Here is a 14,722-nt window from a genome sequence, read left to right as displayed (position 1 = left end):
GGCCCGATGGTGGAGAGGTGCGACACACAACAACCACCTCTGAAGACACACGAGTTACGGGGGAGCCTGACCATGGGTGAAGTGAAGCGCCGGAGTCTGCTCGCGGGAGCGGCGGCGCTGGGGGGAACGGCCGCGGCCCTGGCGACGCCGGGCATCGCGGCCGCGGCGACCGCACCGGCCGTGTCCGGCACACCGGACGCGAGCGCCGCCGCGGCCGCCCGCCCGTCCGGCACCGGCCTCGTCACCCTCGGCCCCCACGACCCGCGCTACGCCTCCCTGACCCGGCGCGGCTGCAACGGCCGCTTCGCGGGCAAGCCCGACCACGTACACGTCGTGAGCACCACCGAGCAGGTCGTCACTGCGGTCCAGCAGGCCGTACGGGACGGCAAGCGCATCGCCGTACGCAGCGGCGGCCACTGCTTCGAGAACTTCGTCGACGACCCGTCCGTCACCGCCCTGATCGACACCTCGCCCATGCGCGCGGTCTGCTACGACGCCGCCCGGCGGGCGTTCGCCGTCCAGCCCGGTGCCCTGCTCGGCGAGGTCTACCGCGCGCTGTTCCTCGGCTGGGGCGTGACCATCCCGGCGGGGGCGACCGCCGAGGTCGGCGTCGGCGGACACGTCCTCGGCGGTGGGTACGGCACCCTCTCACGGCGGTACGGACTGTCCGTGGACCACCTGTACGCCGTCGAGGTCGTCGTGGTGGACCGCTCCGGCACGGCCCGCAGCGTGGTGGCCACCCGGGACCCCAAGGACCCGCACCACGACCTGTGGTGGGCGCACACCGGCGGCGGAGGTGGCAACTTCGGCATCGTCACCCGCTACTGGTTCCGCGACCCGCACGCCCGGGGCGACGACCCCGCCCGGCTCCTGCCCAAGGCCCCGGCGACGATGCTCGCCTTCGCCGCCACCTGGAACTGGAAAGACCTCGACGAGCGCGCGTTCACGCGGCTGGTGCGCAACCACGGCGCCTGGTACGAGCACAACAGCGGCCCGGACTCCCCGTACCACGACCTGTTCAGCGTCTTCATGCTCAACGCCCGCAACAGCGGCAGCATCGCCCTGGTGGGACAGCTCGACGCCACCACACCCGACGCCGAACGGCGGATGCACGCCTACGTGGACGCCGTTGGGCGCGGCGTGGGCGCCCGGCCCGCGCTCGACCATTCCGTCCGGCCGTGGCTGGAGGCGGTGGCCCTCGTCCAGGAGAGCGAGCCGGCCGCGTTCAAGGTCAAGGCCGGCTACCTCCGCAAGCGGTACACGGACCGGCAGATCACCGCGCTCCACCGGCACCTGGCGGGCCCGGCGGGCAGCAAGGACGCGGTGCCCGAGGGCGTCAACGGCTCACTGTGGCTGGTCTCGTACGGCGGACAGGTCAACAGCGTCGCACCGGACGCGACGGCGGTCGCCCAGCGGGACTCGATTCTCAAGGCGGTCTACATGACCGGCTGGGAGGGGGAGGAGGCGGCCGGGGCGAAGCCCTTGGCGTGGCTCCGGGACTTCTACCGCGACGTGTACGCGGACACCGGCGGCGTACCCGTCCCGAACGCCGTCAGCGACGGCTCGTTCATCAACTACCCGGACCGGGACCTCGCCGACCCGAAGCTGAACACCTCCGGCGTCCCCTGGCACACCCTGTACTACAAGGACCACTACCCGCGCCTCCAGCGGATCAAGGCGCGCTGGGACCCGCGGGACGAGTTCCGGCACGCGCTGTCGGTCCGTCCGCCGCGGTGACGTGAGCCGCACCCGGGCTGCCCGTGGGGCGGCTCGGGTGCGGGCGGTCAGTTGTCGGCCGACGGGATGAGGAAGCCCCGGGCAGGACCGCTGTCAGTACGCCCGCCACCCCCCTGCCGCCCGGCCCGGTTCCTCCGGCGCGACGACCCCGGGAATACCCAGCCGCCTCAGCGCGACGTCCACGTGCCGGGCCTCTTCCGCGTCCATACGCTCACCTTCTCTGCCGGGGTGCGGCAGCTTAGCCGCCCTGACCGCCGCCATGTGTCGCACACTCTCCGGGGTTGATGGGGCCGCGGCCGCCTGGTTTCGGGGTGTGGGAACAGTTCGCCGCGACCGGTACGAGGGCCTCGGCAGGCCCCGTCCACAGCTCGCTGTCCACGCTGTGCCCAGCCTGTTGGATCAGGGCCATGGTCCGGGCGAGTGCGTGTGGGTCGTACCGCTCGGGGCCCGGCCGTTCCGGGTAATGATGGACGAATCGGCCGAGCCGTTCGCACATCTTGGCGTACGGGTCCGTGTGCAGGATCAGCGCGTGCCATCCTTCGTCCACCACGCGTGATGGGGTGATCTTCACCGTGGGGAAGGCCTGTTGTGGACCTGTTGAGGATCGGCCCGCTCCGGTCGCTCGACCTGTCCCGGGTGAGGGCGACCGGAGCGGGGGCTCAGCGGGGTGTCGGAAGCGGTGGAATGCCCGCTTGCCCCTCGTTCAGTTCCAGGCGGCGTACGAGCGCCACGTCCTCGTACGTCCGGGCGAACGCCGGGTGACCCGTACGGCCCGTGTGCGTCATCATCGCCAGGCCGGCCGCCTTCAGGTCGGCGGTCGCCGCCGGCGTCCACCCGCAACCGGCGCTCAGGCAGTGCGCCGTGAGGGTGATCTCGCTCTGCGGATGGGTGCCGATGGCGTGCTGCACGGCGCGGAACACACGGCGGGTACTCACGGGCGTACCGCCGGGGTGCCGAGCGGCAGTCCTGTCACGCGCGGGTGGTGCGGGTGGTCGCGGATCTCCAGGGAACAGTCCGCGGCCGCCGACCGGTTCGTGCAACCGTCCGCCGTGCCTTTTCCCGTCCGGTACGCCTGCCGCCACGCCGCAGCGTGCGCGCAGGCGTCGCAGCCGTCGACCGGCACCGGTCCGGGTGACGCGGCCGGCACCGGGAGCACGACCGGCGGTTCCGGGCAGCTGCGGTGCGATGGGGGGTGTGGGCCCGGTTCATGACCGGGTCCCGACCGGGCGAGCCCAGGTCGGAGTCCGAGCGCGCTCCCCGTCCTCCCTCCGCGATCCGGCCTTCCGCCGCACCCGCTGCGTATGGCTGGAGCCAGGAGCGTTTGGCGCACGAGATCTGTCGCGGCGCCGGGGTCGGAGGCGAACCGGTCGGCCGCCAGGAGGTCAGCCGTTGAGAGAAGGGGAAGCGCACGCCCTGCCAATGGCTGCCGTTCATCGCCGCCGCCCTCGGGGTGCCCGTGGACGTGCTCAAGGAGCCGCGGGAGGCCGATGAACCGCCCCTGCCGGCCCTGGAGGACTTCCTGCCCGCCGGTGATCCGCTGGCCCCGCTCAGCGCCCGCGAGGGCCGACGTGTCGGTCTGGGGCAGGTGGGCGACCTGCAAGAACGCGTACACGGGCTCAGGCTCGCGGATGACGTGCTGGCCGGGGGAGACCTGATCCGTCCAGCGCTGCGGGAACTCCGCGCTGCCGTACGGGTCTACAAGGAAGGCGCCCACTCCGGAGAGGTGGGGCGCGCTCTTCTCCGGCAGATCGGCGAACTGGCGCAGATCGCGGGCTGGATCGCCAGCGATGCCGGGCAGCACGCGGACGCGGAACGGGTCCACCGACTGGGTCTCAGCGCGGCGATGCAGGCGGACGACCGGACGCTGGCCGGAAACCTCGCTGGTTCGCTGGCCTATCAACTCAGCAACACCGGCAGGGAGGCCGAAGGGGTCCAGCTTGCGCGGGCAGCCCTCGACGGAACAGGACCGGAGGCACCTGCGAAAGCCCGCGCGCTCTACCTCGATCGGGTGGCATGGGCTCACACCAGGGCCGGAGAAGCTCAGCCCGCCATGCGTGCACTCGCAGAGGCCGGCGAGGCGCTGGCAGCACACGGCGCTGGAGCCGAGTCGCCCGCTTACCTGTACTGGGTGGACGCCGGGGAGCTACAGGTCATGGAGAGCCGGGTCTACACGGAGCTACGCCGACCCTTGCGGGCCGTGCCCCTGTTACGGGACGTGCTCAGCCGGTACGACGCGACGCACACCCGGGAACTCGCCCTGTACCTGTCGTGGCTGGCCGTCGCTCTGGCCGACGCGAACGAACCGGAAGAGGCGGCCGCGACAGCGGAACGGGTCATCGCGCTGAGCGAGGCCGTCACCAGCGACCGCACGGCCCAACGGGTGCGCGTCGTGCTGGGGCGGCTGGAGGGCTACCGGGACGTTCCGGAAGTCCGGGCGGTACTTGACGGCGCTGCGTGAAGGCGGAAGGGGCAGGGCGCCGCCCGTCCCACCGGATGAGCCCACAACCGGAACCGGAACCATCTGTTCTCGAAACCGTCACCCCGACACCTGTCGCCCGCCACCGCGCTCCACTACCGTCCCGCTCGCAGCAGCCAATGGGCTGTGGGGGAACCATTGCCCGACCGTGGGCAGACGACTGGGAGGTCGAGCGTGGCATCCGAGGTATCTCGCAGACGGGTCATGGGACTTGGCGCGGCCGCGGCGGGTGCGGCCGCCGCCGCGTCCCTGCTGCCGCCGTCCCTTCAGCAGGCGCTGGCCGCCGGGCCGGCCGCCGCCGAGCGTGGGCACGGGCACGGCCGGGGTGGCCTCGGAGACATCAGGCATGTCGTCGTGCTGATGCAGGAGAATCGTTCCTTGGATGGTCGAAGACTCCTGTAGCAGTGTAAGCACCCCATTGACCAGCAGAAAGCCCCGCCCGGCACATTGGCCGAACGGGGCGTTTCGTTGTCTCAGGAGTCACACAGTAGGTGCGTCCAGCTCATCAGGAGTCGGGCGTGGAACCAGTTGGGTGGCGTGATCGGGGCACGCGTAGACCACCACTGGAGGGCCGCTCACGCGCTCCACGGACGACACGGGCACGGCGCCCGCAGTGGGCCGTTTACAGACGCAGCAGAACTCAGAGGCAGTGTTCATGCTGACACCGCCGGAGTGGTGAACGCCGACGCGGGGAACGGCGCACCAGGGTAGGTGTAGGGGTACTCACGTTCAGGCGCTTCCGTGGCCAGCCGTAGAGCGATACGGCGGTGCAGGCGGAGCGTCGCTTCGTCGGGCAGGGCGTACGGACGGACGGACAACCGACTGTCTTCGTAGACCAGCGGTTCCCGCCGCGCGGTGACGTGCTCGGGTTCGGGGGTCGGCCAGGGGGTGAGGTGGATGTGGGCGCCCAAATCGACGGGCAGCCGATCGGCGAGGTAGGCCGCGCTGTGGCGCCCGGGGGTGCGCCGGCGGGCGGCTGGAAGGAAGACGGCAAGCACCCGCAGCAGAGCGCGGGCGATAGAGTCGCGCATGGTCGTTTCAGCTCCCTTGTAGCTGTCTCGGCAAGCCCCGGCGGACCGGTACCAGCGGTGCGCCGGGGCGTCTCGTTAGCGACGGTAACCAACTCCTATACCCACGTCTATATACGTATAGCTTCGGCCACCTAAGTGGCTGGTTGTCTACGCTTCCCGCATGGCCGCAGAGATTGACTACGACTCCCCGACCCCGCCCTACCGGCAGATCGCAGCCGAGATCATCCGAGACATTGAGGCCGGGGTCCTCCGCGTGGACCGCCCTATCCCCTCAGAGTCCGCGCTGATTCAGCGGTGGGGAGTGGCGCGCGACACCGCCCGGCGCGCGGTGCGGTACCTGCGGGAGGAGGGGTACGCGTACACCGTGCCCCAGCGCGGGACGTACGTCCGCGATCGAAGCGACCAGACTCAAGAGGTCGAGTGATCCAGGCTGCGCGCCACGGGGTGTAACGGACGTGGTGGAGATAGACCACGTGCGGCCCCTAGTGAGCGGAGGAGCTGGCGCGGAGGGGAACGTATGAGCGCTATGCCGTGGGCGCGATCGTCAAGACGACGGACGAACTTCGGAGCCGTCCAGCGCCGCCGGTCGAAGCGCATCGAAAGTCGCCTGGTTGGTCTTCGCTACTTCGTCACACGGCCCGCATACGTCAGCTCCTGCGACCCTAGGGCAGGGGGCGCCGTCCGCCCGCCAGCCTGGTGCCAGACAGGGGGCAAGCAACCGACCGTGCTCCTGTAGGAACTCCTGCCACTCTTCATCGCTGGAGATACCGACGGCGCGTTTCACCTTGCGCACTTGTTGCCAGATCCTTTGCCGCATGACGCCGTGCATCTCGGCTACCTCTCGGAGCGAGTGCCCATCTAGGTAGACGAGCGCCGCCACGCTGCGGTCGCTGTCCGACAGGGTGTCAAGACGCTCTGCAACCTCTTCGCTGGTCATCGGTGCCCCCGCTCGATGGGTGACGGCCACGCAGTGAGAGCCGCGCCGGCATACGGCCACGTCTGCGCCGTCAGGGCCGTCCCGGTCCCGCTAAAAGTTACCGCAGGCGTGCCACCCTTTGGGGCCCGTTCGATACTTGGCCGTGAGCCGCCGAGGACGAGTCGGCGAGCCCATCGCGACAGCTCGCCCCACGCTGCATCCGCCGCCGCGTCAGCCTCCTCTCCCTATGTAGTTACGCCGGTCACACACGGTGATGGATGGCTGTGCCTGGAAGCAGAAAACCTGCTTCTGCGTACTTCTCTCCTAGCGTGCGGGTGAGAAAGAAGTATCCAGAAGCAGGTTTTCTGCTTCCGCCTCCGCCGGGAGGGGAGCGCCTTCCCCGGCTTGTAACGGCTCTCAGTTCATGTAAATGAAGGCGGCTCCGCTCCACGCTCCAGCGTGTGACGTGGAAGTGAGAGCGGCCCGCCCCGCGGCTCCCCTCCCGCTCCCCGTTTTTTCTTCGGGTTGAGCGGGAGGGTTGAGCCCTTCTGATCTTCCGCGTGTGGTGTAAGTGCACAGGGGACTAGTACCCGGTCCGGGCGCGGGCCGTCGGGAACACTCCCCGTGAGACGGACCAAGCGACCGTCCACGCGGACCCCCTGACCGGCTTACGCGGCGGCGATGGGGGATTGACTTCCCCGCCCTTGGTGACGACGCCCGGGGGGCGGGGAACGCGACCGGCCGGCACCGCCAGGCCAGGGTGGGAATCCTGCGGGAGGCTAAGCCCTGGCCATGGTCTAGCGCTTGGAGAGGTACCAGCCCAGCAGCGACATACCGGCCCCACCAAGCAGCGTCCAGAGCGTCCGCGTCGGCGGGGAGTCGGCGCAGACGTACCACGAACCTATGCGTAGCTCGAACCACTTCCGTGGTGTTTTCGGGGCAGGTGGGACCGGCTTGGGCATAGCAAAGCACCTTTCTTGCGCTTCGGGATTGCGAAGCGGCCGAATGCGCTGAACGGTACTGCTGCCGTGAGTCAGGCACAACTCTGCTGGTAATGGCTCTGGTTGTCGCGCCATCGCTACCTAACCATCAAACCGTTTAACCATCGACCCGTTGAACCATCGATCTATCTTGCCAGCTCGCTGGCAAGCAATCGCATCAGGTCCCAAGGGGTAAAGGTGCCAAGTCCCCAACCCGGCGAAGCTGCAATTCCCAGAGCTGCAAATTGAGAACCTGCAATTTGCGGGTTACCAACCCGGGCTGATTACAGGTGATGGAGGGCTCCGTGGCGTGGGACACCAGCGACCGGCGGGCCCGCCTGCCCAGCGACTGGCCACAGCGTCGCGCGATCGTGTTGAAGCGGGACGGCTACCAGTGCGTGGCCACCCTGGTGGACGGGCCCCGATGCCCGGAGCCGGGGACGGACGTGGACCACATCGTTCCCGGAGACAACCACGACGTGGCCAACCTTCAGACGCTGTGCGCCTGGCACCACCGACGGAAGACGGCGCGAGAGGCGGCGGCGGCCAGGGCCTCCAGGCCCCGTCCGTCGGTGCGGCGGGCGGAGCGTCCGCATCCTGGCGACCTGTGATCGCGCGGCGTCCGCGCTGACTTCGGTCCGAACCGACTTCGGCCCGGTCGGGCCTGGGGGGTGACCCCCTTCAGGATGGCCAGAAGATCGAAGCGTGATAGCAGTCCAGATCCTGTACGGGTTCCAAGGTCCGCCACCTCCGTCTCCGTGAACCGATGCCACGCCTGTGACCTGCTCATACGCCTCTGATAGGGCCTGATTCCACCAGTCGATAACCGCCCGTTCGGGCCTGAACCGCCCGGGGGGTGTCTGCCATGCCTGGACCTGTGCCGAAGCGGTCCGATCAGCGTCGGAGACGCAACACGGACAACGGCCCTGCCCTGGTGAAGGCGGAGGCGGGGAAGGCCCCGACCATCCCCCGGGCCTCCGGCGACTGGCACCCCGTCGCGAAGCGGTGGTTCCAGTCGCTGAAGGACTCCGGCCAGGCCCAGTTCTACGAACAGTCGGACTGGCTCACCGCCGTGTACGTCGCGGAGGCCATGTCCCGGAACCTGGCCTCCACCAAGTTCTCCGCCCAGCTTTTCCAGGCGGTCATGTCCGCGATGACAGACCTGCTGACCACGGAGGGCGCCCGTCGGCGGGCCCGTGTGGAACTGGAGCGGGAGGCCGGCGGGGAAGACCCGGCGGAGGCGGCCCGCGTGACGCTCATGGACGCCTACCGGAAGGCGGCGGCCGGCGGTGGTTGAGCTGGAGCCTGTCCGTACCTGGCCTGACACCGTGCCGGACCCGACGCGGACCCTGGGCTGGGACGTGCTCTTGTGGACGGCCCGCTATCTCCGGCAGCCGGACGGTCCCGACGCGGGCAAGCCCTGGCAGTACACGCCGGAACAGGTCCGCATCGTCCTCCGCTGGTTTGAGATCAACAACCAGGGAGAGTTCGTCCGGCGGCAGGGCACCGTCAGGCGCCTGAAGGGCTGGGGGAAGGACCCGTTCCTGGCCTCCCTGGCGGCCGTGGAGTTCGTCGGTCCCTGCCGTTTCGGCGGATGGCGTGAGGACGGAACCCCTATCGCGGTTCCCCACCCGGCCCCCTGGGTTCAGGTGTGCGCGGTCAGTAAGGACCAGACGCGCAACACGATGCGGTTGTTCCCCGGGATGTTCTCTCCGGAGGCCATCGAGACGTACGGCATCGACCTGGGCAAAGAGATCATCTACTCCGCCGGAGGCGGGGTGATTGAGGCCGTCACCAGTTCGCCCCGTGCGCTGGAGGGCGGCCGATTACCCGCAGCACGTTCGTGATCATGAACGAGACCCATCACTGGGTCCAGGCCAACGGGGGCCACGAGATGGCCGCCACGATCGCGGGCAACGTCGGCAAGAGCCGTGGCGGCGGCGCCCGAACCATGGAGATCACCAACGCCCCCTTGCCGGGGGAGGACTCCGTGGCGGAACAGACCTGGCACGCCTGGAGTAAGTGGACGGAGGGCAAGAGCCGGGATTCGGGCCTGTACTACGACTCCGTGGAGTCCCCGCCCGTGGACCTCTCGGACCCGGACCAGCTCCGGGCCGGGATCATCGCGGCCCGGGGTGACGCGGACTGGCTGGACGTGGAGTGGATCGTCTCCACCATCTACTCCGGCCACATGCCCCGGAGCCGGTCCCAGCGCATGTTCCTCAACCAGTTGGTGACGGCTGAAGACCAGCTCATTGCCCCTGACGAATGGGACGCGTGCGCCGTGGACGACGCGCTCCAGGCCGGCGACCAGATCACGTTGGGGTTCGACGGGGGCCGGAGCGACGACGCCACTTGCCTGGTGGCCGTCCGCGTGCGGGACCGCCTGATCGTCCCCCTGGCCGTCTGGGAGAAACCGGACGGCCCGGCGGGGGACAACTGGAAGGTGGACCGCCTGGCGGTGGACGGCACGGTCCGCAACGCCATGGAGCGATACGACGTGGCCGCGATGTTCGCTGACACCGCACTCTGGGAGTCCTATGTGGATGCCTGGTCAGAGGACTACCGGGACCGCCTGGTCATCAAGGCGTCTCCGCACTCGGCGGTGGGCCGGGACATGCGCTCCGGGCTCCAGGAGCTGACAGCGGCCAATGAGCGGCTGGTGTCAGCCGTGGAGAACCAGCAGGTTCGCCACGTCGGTCAGGACACGCCGCTGGGCAAGACCTTGCGCCGGCACGTGCTGAACGCCCGCCGACGGATCAACCGGTACGGCTTGAGTTTCGGCAAGCCCAGCCGCGAGTCCGCGCACAAGGTCGATGCGTACGCGGCCACGCTGCTGGCCGACCTGGCGCGGCACCGGCTCATTGAGTCCGGCAAGACGCGGCCCCAGGAGCGTTCGGGGGCCGTCTACTTCTTCTAACCCGGAGGGCACACGTTGGCAGAAACGATTCTCCGTCCGGAGGATCTGGCGGAGATCGGATTCTCCCGTCTGAAGGCGGACCGGGTGCGGCTGGACAAGATTGACCGGTACCTGCGGGGCGACCATGACGGGCCGTACGTGCCGCGGACGGCCACCGAGGAATACAAGCTGTTGGCCAAGCGAGCCATAACCAACTGGCTCCCGCTCCTGGTGAAAACCCCCTCCCAGGCCATGGCGGTGGAAGGCTACCGGCGCACGTCGGACGGCCAGGCGGAGCATGCGGCCCCGCCGGAGTGGGAGGTGTGGCAGGCGAACCGGATGGACGCCCGCCAGACCCCGGTCATGCGGGCGGCCCTGGCCTACGGCCAGGCGTTCGTCACCGTGCTTCCGGACGTGGCAGACCCGGCCCGACCCGTGATCAAGGGCGTGTCTCCGCGGCTGATGTACGCGGCGTACGACGATCCGGCAGCCGACGACGTTCCGCTGTGGGCCCTTCAGGTCGAAAGCGTCCCCGCCCAGGAAGGCACGGAGGTACGGGCGTGGCTGTACGACGCTACGACCGTCCATGAGCTGATGGTGGGCGGCAAGGAAGGCCCCCGCGTCACCGGCTCCCGGCCGCACGGGTTCGAGCGGCCCCCGGTCGTGCGGTTCGCACCCGACATCGACCTGGAGGGCCGGGTCACGGGCGTGGTGGAGCCGATGATCTCCATTCAGGATCGGGTCAACCAGTCCGTGTTTGACCTTCTGGTGGTGCAGTCGTTCGGCTCGTTCAAGGTCCGCACGATCAGCGGCATGACACCGGAGTTCGTCCGCGACGCGGACGGAGAGCTGGTCTACGACTCCGCAACGGGCAAGCCCAAGGTGGTCCCGGTCCAGGCGGACGCCTCCCGGTTCCTGGTGGCACCGGACCCGGACACCAAGTTCAACCAACTGGACGAAACTCCGCTGGGCGGGTACCTGGAGGCGATCGAGGCCGCGACCAAGGCCATGGCCGCCCTGTCCCAGACCCCACCCCACTACCTGCTGGGTTCCGTGATCAACCTTTCCGCGGAGGCCCTGGCCGCCGCGGAAGCGGCCCTGTCCCGGGCGGTGGACGAGTACCAGCACGCGTTCGGGGAGTCGTGGGAACTGGTCCTGGGCCTGTGCGCCGTTCTCGGCGGCGGCGAACTGGACCACCACGCCCGCGTGCACTGGAAGGACACGGAGTCCCGCTCCCTGTCCCAGACAGTGGACGCCCTGGGCAAGGCCGTACAGATGCTGAACGTTCCCCCGCGGGCCCTGTGGCCCCGCATTCCCGGGGTCACCGCCACGGACGTGGAGGAATGGACCCTCATGTCCGAACAGGACGACCCCACCGCCCAGTTGGCCGCCTCCATGGCCAAGGCCGTGGCTCCGCCGGCGGTGGCCCGTGCGGCGTAGGGCGTCTTCCACGGTGCTCCTGGACGAGCACTGGCGCACACAGGCCCGCATGGGCGCGGAGGTCTCCGCGGCGTCCCTGGGCGCTTGGTCCCGCGTGTCCCCGGTCTCCCTTCGGGAGTCGGGCAACGCGTGGCTGGCCTTCATGCTCTCCCTGATCAGGCGGGAGCGGTCCCGGTCACGGCGGGCGGCGGCATCGTTCTACCGCCTGAACCGGGCGCTGGAGACCGGCCACACCTTCCCGCCCCTGGACGGAGACCACGTTCCCGACGTGGTGGCGCTGGGAGAACTGCGGGAGGAGTGGGCCCAGCACACCAACCGCGTACGGACGCCGGAGCCGGACGACCACGTGAGCGTCACGGTGGAGGACTTCGACTGGCCGGACGATCCGGAGGACGACCACGACCGTGCGGCCGTGGCCTCCCTGATCTCCACGGGCCCCGCCCGGGTCCACCAGGAGCTGGAGCGGCTGGAGTCCCGGGCGGACGACGGCGGCCGGCTCGATGATGCCGGGTTCCTCGCGGACCTGGACGACCTGATGGCCCGCGCCGGGACCACGGCGGCCGGGGCCGCAGACCGGGAAGTTCTCCGGGGCGGCCGGGACCTGATCAACCGCGCGTCCCAGGCGGACCGGCGGGCGGTCGGGTGGGCCCGCGTGACCGACGGCGACCCGTGCGCGTGGTGCGCCATGCTGGCCTCCCGCGGAGCCGTGTACCGCTCACGGGCGGTGGCCGGCATCCGGGGCCTGGAGGACGGGGACCTCCCCGCCGTACACCGGGACGACCTGGAGAAATACCACTCCAACTGTCACTGCCAGACGGTCCCGGTCTACTCCCGCAACGACCACATGACGCCCCAGGCCCGGGACTACCACCGCCAGTGGCGGCAGGTCACGCGCGGTACCACCGGCGCGGAGACCCTGCGGGTCTGGCGGCGGCACATCGACGCGCAACGGCGCGGCTGACTCTTCTTTTTCACGGACCGCCCAGGCGGCGGTCCCCGGTGTGCCCTGGAGGCATTGCAGATGAGCGACACCCCCACCCCTGACGCCCTGGAGCCGGAGGCCCCGGCCCCGGACGCATCGGAGGACGGTGTGGAGGGCCAGGACCCGCCTGCCGCGGAGGCTGCCGGTGACGCGGCGGAGGGCCAGGGCGACGGCCAGGAGCTGGACGCCGACGCGCTCCGGGCGGAGCTGAAGGCGGCCCGCGACGAAGCGGCCCGGTACCGGGTCAAGGCCCGTGAGACGCGAGAGGCCCTGAAGGCGGCCAAGACGCCGGAGGAAGTCGCGCAGATCCAGGCCAGGGCGGAGGAGCTGGAAGGCGAACTCCAGCGGGAGCGGCTGGGCCGAAAGTACAACCTTCCCGACGTGTTCGCGACCCTCATCCAGGGCCAGGACGACGACGCCCGCGAAGCGCACGCCAAGGCCCTGGCGGAGGCGTTCCACAAGCGGCCGGCCGGAGCCGGTCGCGGGGGCCTGGACCCGACGGACCAGCCGGTGGCCAACGACCCGGCGGCCCTGGCCGCATCCATTCCGCGCGGGCGGCACTGACCCGCAGCACTCTCCCTTGGGCCCCTGACCGGGGCCTTTTCCCTGCCCATGTGAAGGATGTATGGCAAACGCATTTCTGAAGGCCGAGACCATCGCGGCCACGTCGCTGGGGCTCCTGGAACGCGAACTGGTCCTGGCCAATCTGGTCTGGAACAACGCCGGTTTCGACTTCACCGGGGCCAAGGCGGACACGGTGACCGTCCGCATCCCGGCCCAGCTCAACGCCCGCGAGTACGAGTGGCGCAACGACCGCTCCGCGGACATCGTGCTGGACGAACTGGCAGAGGATTCCCTCACCGTCCAGCTCAACAAGGACATCTACTCCGCCGTGGCCGTCACCGACGAAGAACTGTCCCTGGACATCAAGGAATTCGGCGGCCAGGTGCTCCAGCCGCAGGTCAAGGCCGTGGCCAAGGCCATTGACGCGGGCGTGGCGAACATGATCGAAACGGCGACATACAGCGTCCCGGCCGTGGTCGTGGACGAGAAGGACCCGTTCCCCTCGTTCATCGACGCCCGCGCGGCGCTGAACAAGAACGAGGTACCGGTCAACGGCCGTACCCTCCTGATCGGTGCCGATGTGGAAACGGCGCTCCTGAAGTCCGGCCGCCTGGCCGACGTGTCGAAGTCCGGTTCGGACTCCGCGCTCCGCCAGGCGGAGGTGGGCAAGCTGGCCGGGTTCAACCTGGTCACGTCCAACGCGATCAACCCGCGCTCCGCATACGCGTTCGTCCCGTCCGCGTTCGTCCTGGCCACACGCGCCCCGGCCATCCCCTCCGGCGTCACCTTCGGCTCCAGCCAGTCCTACAACGGCCTGTCCATGCGCTGGGTGCGGGACTACGACGCGGCCAAGCTGCGGGACCGTTCGATCGTGAACCTGTACGCCGGGTTCAACGTCATGACGGACCCGGTGGACGCCAAGGGCACGAAGAAGCTGGTCCGCGCGGTCAAACTGACCATGCCCTCCACGCCTCCGGCCAAGAGCGACGCCTGAGAGGGGGACCGGTGACTCCGCTCGCGGAGATCACGGCCCTGGAGGCACGGATGGGCCGCACCTTGGCGGGGGAGGAACGGGTCCTGGCCCAAGCCGCCCTGGCGGACGCCTCCGCCATGGTCCGGGCCTTTGGCCTGCCGTGGCCCGACCCGGCCAAGGCGCCGGACGTGGCCGTGGCCATCACGCTGGCGGCAGCAGAGCGCCGCACGCGTAACCCCGACGGCTACCGCTCCGAAATGCAAGGGTCGTATCAGTACCAGCTCCCAGCATCGACGCCGGCGGGTGTGGCCCTGACGGACGGCGAAGTCCGGCTCCTGCGGTCCGCCGTCGGGGTCTCCGGCCTGTTCTCCGTACCCATGGAGAGGCTGGGGGGTTCCCTGTGAGCCTTCTGGACTCCGGGCCGGAGGAGATCACGGTCTATCCGACCGTGGACGTGGACGACGGCTACGGCGGCACCGCCCCCGGCCCCGGCGCCCCGGTGACCCTGCGGGCCCGGGTGATGCCCGCGGAGACGGACGAACAGGGAGAGCCGGGCTACCTGGCCGGAACCCTCTACCGCGTCTATGCGCGGAGCCTGCCCGCGGGCCCCTGGTCCCGCGTGGAGTGGGCCGGAACCACCTGGGCCGTGGTCGGCGAACCCCAGCGGTACGGCGGATCACGCCGTGTCGCCTACCAGGTAGCAACCATTCGCAAACGGGGGTGA

17 protein-coding genes are annotated in these 14,722 nt (G+C 69.8%); 13 read left to right on the top strand and 4 right to left on the bottom strand.

Features of this window, described 5'->3' with window-relative positions:
• Positions 1-72: 72 nt before the first annotated feature.
• Entirely contained in the window at positions 73-1,737 is a 1,665-nt protein-coding gene (locus AB0A97_RS07885; RefSeq protein ID WP_361146066.1) for an FAD-binding protein, read from the top strand.
• A gap of 238 nt (positions 1,738-1,975) precedes the next feature.
• Here AB0A97_RS07885 and AB0A97_RS07880 read toward each other — a convergent pair whose 3' ends face one another.
• Complete coding sequence (locus AB0A97_RS07880) at positions 1,976-2,287, bottom strand: hypothetical protein (RefSeq protein WP_361146065.1); 312 nt, start codon at positions 2,285-2,287, stop codon at positions 1,976-1,978.
• A gap of 109 nt (positions 2,288-2,396) precedes the next feature.
• The gene (locus AB0A97_RS07875; protein WP_361146062.1) at positions 2,397-2,672 is read right to left on the bottom strand and encodes a hypothetical protein; all 276 of its coding nucleotides are present in this window, start codon (positions 2,670-2,672) and stop codon (positions 2,397-2,399) included.
• Positions 2,673-3,193: 521 nt separating this feature from the next.
• Here AB0A97_RS07875 and AB0A97_RS07870 point away from each other — a divergent pair.
• The gene (locus tag AB0A97_RS07870) at positions 3,194-4,195 is read left to right on the top strand and encodes a hypothetical protein (protein ID WP_361146059.1); all 1,002 of its coding nucleotides are present in this window, start codon (positions 3,194-3,196) and stop codon (positions 4,193-4,195) included.
• 671 nt (positions 4,196-4,866) lie between these two features.
• Here AB0A97_RS07870 and AB0A97_RS07865 read toward each other — a convergent pair.
• On the bottom strand, positions 4,867-5,244 hold the full coding sequence (locus AB0A97_RS07865; protein ID WP_361146056.1) for a hypothetical protein: 378 nt from the start codon (positions 5,242-5,244) through the stop codon (positions 4,867-4,869).
• A gap of 160 nt (positions 5,245-5,404) precedes the next feature.
• Between AB0A97_RS07865 and AB0A97_RS07860 the strand changes: the two genes are divergently transcribed.
• On the top strand, positions 5,405-5,668 hold the full coding sequence (locus AB0A97_RS07860; protein WP_361146053.1) for a winged helix-turn-helix domain-containing protein: 264 nt from the start codon (positions 5,405-5,407) through the stop codon (positions 5,666-5,668).
• Between the two features lie 120 nt (positions 5,669-5,788).
• Here the strand turns inward: AB0A97_RS07860 and AB0A97_RS07855 are convergent, their stop codons facing one another.
• The gene (locus AB0A97_RS07855) at positions 5,789-6,181 is read right to left on the bottom strand and encodes a sigma factor-like helix-turn-helix DNA-binding protein (protein WP_361146051.1); all 393 of its coding nucleotides are present in this window, start codon (positions 6,179-6,181) and stop codon (positions 5,789-5,791) included.
• A gap of 1,264 nt (positions 6,182-7,445) precedes the next feature.
• Here AB0A97_RS07855 and AB0A97_RS07850 point away from each other — a divergent pair.
• From AB0A97_RS07850 to AB0A97_RS07805, 10 genes are all read left to right on the top strand, one after another.
• A complete protein-coding gene (locus AB0A97_RS07850; protein WP_361146048.1) occupies positions 7,446-7,751 on the top strand; it encodes an HNH endonuclease signature motif containing protein in 306 nt (101 codons plus the stop codon).
• A gap of 254 nt (positions 7,752-8,005) precedes the next feature.
• Positions 8,006-8,437 carry a hypothetical protein gene (locus AB0A97_RS07845; RefSeq protein WP_361146045.1) on the top strand — a complete coding sequence of 144 codons (432 nt, stop codon included), beginning with the start codon at positions 8,006-8,008 and terminating at the stop codon, positions 8,435-8,437.
• Between the two features lie 31 nt (positions 8,438-8,468).
• Complete coding sequence (locus AB0A97_RS07840) at positions 8,469-8,987, top strand: hypothetical protein (RefSeq protein WP_361146043.1); 519 nt, start codon at positions 8,469-8,471, stop codon at positions 8,985-8,987.
• A 2-nt stretch (positions 8,988-8,989) separates the two neighbouring features.
• Positions 8,990-10,060, top strand: a complete 1,071-nt coding sequence (locus AB0A97_RS07835) for a terminase (protein ID WP_361146040.1) — start codon at positions 8,990-8,992, stop codon at positions 10,058-10,060.
• A gap of 15 nt (positions 10,061-10,075) precedes the next feature.
• Positions 10,076-11,479, top strand: a complete 1,404-nt coding sequence (locus AB0A97_RS07830) for a phage portal protein (RefSeq protein ID WP_361146038.1) — start codon at positions 10,076-10,078, stop codon at positions 11,477-11,479.
• A gap of 13 nt (positions 11,480-11,492) precedes the next feature.
• Positions 11,493-12,440: a hypothetical protein gene (locus AB0A97_RS07825; protein ID WP_361146036.1), complete on the top strand. Its 948-nt coding sequence runs from the start codon at positions 11,493-11,495 to the stop codon at positions 12,438-12,440.
• A 60-nt stretch (positions 12,441-12,500) separates the two neighbouring features.
• Complete coding sequence (locus tag AB0A97_RS07820) at positions 12,501-13,025, top strand: hypothetical protein (protein WP_361146034.1); 525 nt, start codon at positions 12,501-12,503, stop codon at positions 13,023-13,025.
• A gap of 61 nt (positions 13,026-13,086) precedes the next feature.
• Complete coding sequence (locus AB0A97_RS07815; protein WP_361146031.1) at positions 13,087-14,019, top strand: P22 phage major capsid protein family protein; 933 nt, start codon at positions 13,087-13,089, stop codon at positions 14,017-14,019.
• Between the two features lie 11 nt (positions 14,020-14,030).
• Positions 14,031-14,402 carry a hypothetical protein gene (locus AB0A97_RS07810; protein ID WP_361146028.1) on the top strand — a complete coding sequence of 124 codons (372 nt, stop codon included), beginning with the start codon at positions 14,031-14,033 and terminating at the stop codon, positions 14,400-14,402.
• The gene (locus AB0A97_RS07805) at positions 14,399-14,722 is read left to right on the top strand and encodes a hypothetical protein (protein ID WP_361146025.1); all 324 of its coding nucleotides are present in this window, start codon (positions 14,399-14,401) and stop codon (positions 14,720-14,722) included. Before AB0A97_RS07810 ends, AB0A97_RS07805 begins: the two co-directional genes overlap by 4 nt.

It is taken from the genome of Streptomyces sp. NPDC045470 (genome assembly GCF_040646595.1).
GTDB lineage: Bacteria > Actinomycetota > Actinomycetes > Streptomycetales > Streptomycetaceae > Streptomyces.
Note: the sequence above shows the minus strand (reverse complement) of the source record. Positions and strands in the feature narration are given on the sequence as shown.

What these genes read in the sequence shown, in the direction of transcription:
- AB0A97_RS07885 (WP_361146066.1), top strand. Translation starts at nt 73, where the DNA reads ATGGGTGAAGTGAAGCGCCGGAGTCTGCTCGCGGGAGCGGCGGCGCTG.
- AB0A97_RS07865 (WP_361146056.1), bottom strand. Translation starts at nt 5,244, where the DNA reads ATGCGCGACTCTATCGCCCGCGCTCTGCTGCGGGTGCTTGCCGTCTTC.
- AB0A97_RS07860 (WP_361146053.1), top strand. Translation starts at nt 5,405, where the DNA reads ATGGCCGCAGAGATTGACTACGACTCCCCGACCCCGCCCTACCGGCAG.
- AB0A97_RS07855 (WP_361146051.1), bottom strand. Translation starts at nt 6,181, where the DNA reads ATGACCAGCGAAGAGGTTGCAGAGCGTCTTGACACCCTGTCGGACAGC.
- AB0A97_RS07845 (WP_361146045.1), top strand. Translation starts at nt 8,006, where the DNA reads ATGCCTGGACCTGTGCCGAAGCGGTCCGATCAGCGTCGGAGACGCAAC.
- AB0A97_RS07835 (WP_361146040.1), top strand. Translation starts at nt 8,990, where the DNA reads ATGAACGAGACCCATCACTGGGTCCAGGCCAACGGGGGCCACGAGATG.
- AB0A97_RS07820 (WP_361146034.1), top strand. Translation starts at nt 12,501, where the DNA reads ATGAGCGACACCCCCACCCCTGACGCCCTGGAGCCGGAGGCCCCGGCC.
- AB0A97_RS07815 (WP_361146031.1), top strand. Translation starts at nt 13,087, where the DNA reads ATGGCAAACGCATTTCTGAAGGCCGAGACCATCGCGGCCACGTCGCTG.